This window comes from Streptomyces phytophilus (genome assembly GCF_013870535.1).
In the GTDB taxonomy this organism is placed as follows: domain Bacteria; phylum Actinomycetota; class Actinomycetes; order Streptomycetales; family Streptomycetaceae; genus Streptomyces; species Streptomyces phytophilus.
In genome coordinates this window covers 1-2,718 of record NZ_JACBXC010000845.1, presented here as the reverse complement: position 1 = coordinate 2,718, position 2,718 = coordinate 1, and the positions used below count along the sequence as shown (strand labels likewise).

Below are 2,718 nucleotides of genomic sequence, written 5' to 3'. Positions count from 1 at the left end.
CTCGCCGGGCGAGGCCGTCGAGGCGCTGGACGAGGGGATCCGGATCATCCGCGAGACGTGGGACACCGACACCCGCGGCGGGATCCGCTTCGACGGGCGGCACTACCAAGTGCAGGGCGCCAAGCGCGGGCCGCGGCCGGCGCACGACATGCAGATCTGGCTCGGCGCGTACAAGCCGCGGATGCTGCGCCTCGTCGGCCGCGCGGCGGACGGGTGGCTGCCCTCGCTGCCGTACTTCGACTCGCCCGCCGCGCTCGCCGAGGGCAACGCCGTGATCGACGAGGCCGCGGTGGCGGCGGGGCGTGCGCCCGGGGACGTGCGGCGGCTGCTCAACCTCGGCCAGGAGCACCCGGCGGAGCAGCTCGCGGAGTTCGCGCTGTCGTACGGCACGGGCACGTTCCTGCTGATGACCGGCGACCCGCAGGAGATCGAGCGCTTCGTCGGCGAGATCGCCCCGGCCGTGCGCGAACTGGTCGCCGGGGAGCGTGGGCGCGGTGCCTGAGCAGGTGTACGGCGAGCGGGAGGGGGCCCGGGTGCCGGGTCAGCGGGGTGACGGCGGTCCGTCCGGTACGGCCGGGCGAGAGCAGCGATCCACTTCGAGAGCACCGCTCTGGAACGAGAGCACCCGTCCCACCGTGCCCGGGGCCCGCGCGGCCCGCCCCGGCGAGGACGTCTCCGCGGGCCACCACCTGGTCGAGGTCCACGACCACCTGCGCGACGAGCTGGAGCGGCTGCGCGAGCTGGTCGTCCAGGTGGCCGGCGGCACCCTCACCGCCTCCGCCGCCCGCTCGCACATAGCGACGATGACCCTGCGGCAGAACAACTGGTCCCTCGGCGCCCACTGCGCCGCGTACTGCCGGTTCGTCACCCTCCACCACACCACCGAGGACCAGCAGCTGTTCCCGCAGCTGCGCCGGTTCGACCCGCGGCTCGCGCCCGTGCTCGACCGGCTGTCGGAGGAGCACCTCGTCATACACGACGTGCTGGAGCGCGTCGACCGCGCGCTGGTCGCCTTCGTCGCGGACCCGGAGGGGACGGCGGAGCTGCGCGGCGCGGTCGACCTGCTGGCAGAGGCGCTGCTGTCGCATCTGTCGTACGAGGAGGACGAGCTGGTGGCGCCGCTGGGCAGGTTCATGGGCGGCGGCTGACCCGGCCCGGCGGCCGTCGCGGAGCGGATGTCAGCGGGGTGGGTGACGATGGGGGCATGCTCTTCGCCGACCTCGCCCGTACCTCGCGGGAGATCGCCGCCACCCGGGCCCGTACGGAGAAGACCGCGCTGCTCGCCGCGGTGTTCCGCGAGGCCGAGCCCGCCGACGCGCCCCTCGTGGTCACGTATCTGGCGGGGCGGCTGCCGCAGCGCAGGACCGGCGTGGGCTGGAGCGCGCTGAAGGACGCGCCCCCGGCCGCCCGGCAGCCGCGGCTGACCGTGCGCGAGGTGCACGACGCCTTCGACGCCATCGCCGCCGTCTCCGGCAAGGGCGCGCAGGCCGAGCGGCGCCGGCTGCTGCACGAGTTGCTGGGCGCCGCCACGACGGAGGAGCAGCGGTTCCTCGCCGGGCTGATCGGCGGCGAGCTGCGGCAGGGCGCGCTGGACGCGCTCGCGGCCGAGGGCCTGGCCGCCGCGGTGGACACCGACCCGGCGCGGGTGCGGCGCGCGGTGATGCTCGCAGGTTCCGTGGGTACGGTCGCCGAGGCGGTGCTCTCCCGCGGTCCGGAGGCGCTGGCGGACTTCCGGCTGTCGGTCGGCAGCCCCGTGCAGCCGATGCTCGCGCAGTCCGCGAAGGACGTCGACGAGGCGATCGGCAAGCTCGGCCCGTGCGCGGTGGAGGAGAAGCTCGACGGCATCCGGGTGCAGGTGCACCGCGACGGCGACGACGTACGGATCTACACCCGCACGCTCGACGAGATCACCGACCGGCTCCCCGAGGTCGTCACCGCCGCCCACGAGCTGAGCGCGGCGTCGGCCGTGCTCGACGGCGAGGTGATCGCGCTCGGCGAGGGCGGTGACCCGCGCCCCTTCCAGGAGGTCGCCGGCCGGGTGGGCTCCCGGGTCGACGTGGCGGGGGCGCAGGAGACGCTGCCGGTGTATCCGGTCTTCTTCGACCTGCTCGCCGTCGACGGCCGCGACCTGCTGACCGCCCCGGTGCGCGAGCGCCACACCGAGCTGGCCCGGATCACGCCCGCGCCGCGCCGCGTGCGGCGGATCGAGGTGCCCGACCCCGGGGACGCGGAGCAGCGGGCGGCGGCGCGGGAGTTCACCGCCGCGACGCTGGCGCGGGGCCACGAGGGCGTCGTCGTCAAGGCGCTGGACTCGGAGTACAGCGCGGGCCGCCGCGGGGCGGCGTGGCTGAAGGTGAAGCCGGTGCACACGCTGGACCTGGTGGTGCTGGCGGCGGAGTGGGGCCACGGGCGGCGTACGGGCACGCTGTCGAACCTGCACCTCGGCGCCCGGCGCGAGGACGGCTCGTTCGCGATGCTCGGCAAGACGTTCAAGGGGATGACGGACGCGCTGCTGGCGTGGCAGACGGAGCGGCTGCAGGAGCTGGCGGTGGCGCACAAGGACTGGGGGGTGGTGGTGGTGCCGGAGCTGGTGGTGGAGATCGCGTTCGACGGGGTGCAGCGCTCGCCGCGCTACCCGGAGGGGGTGACGCTGCGGTTCGCGCGCGTGGTGCGGTACCGGGACGACAAGACGGCGGCGGAGGCGGACACGGTGGCGTC

The 2,718-nt window shown here is 75.3% G+C and carries 3 protein-coding genes; all 3 read left to right on the top strand.

What is annotated here, in order from left to right; translation table 11 throughout:
- Positions 1–502, top strand: a 502-nt coding sequence (locus H5J30_RS26085) for an LLM class flavin-dependent oxidoreductase (RefSeq protein WP_181789793.1), incomplete at its 5' end; no start/stop codon positions are given.
- A gap of 133 nt (positions 503–635) precedes the next feature.
- Positions 636–1,148: a hemerythrin domain-containing protein gene (locus H5J30_RS26080; RefSeq protein ID WP_181789792.1), complete on the top strand. Its 513-nt coding sequence runs from the start codon at positions 636–638 to the stop codon at positions 1,146–1,148.
- Between the two features lie 56 nt (positions 1,149–1,204).
- A partial coding sequence (locus H5J30_RS26075) for an ATP-dependent DNA ligase (RefSeq protein ID WP_181789791.1) occupies positions 1,205–2,718 on the top strand: 1,514 nt, incomplete at its 3' end.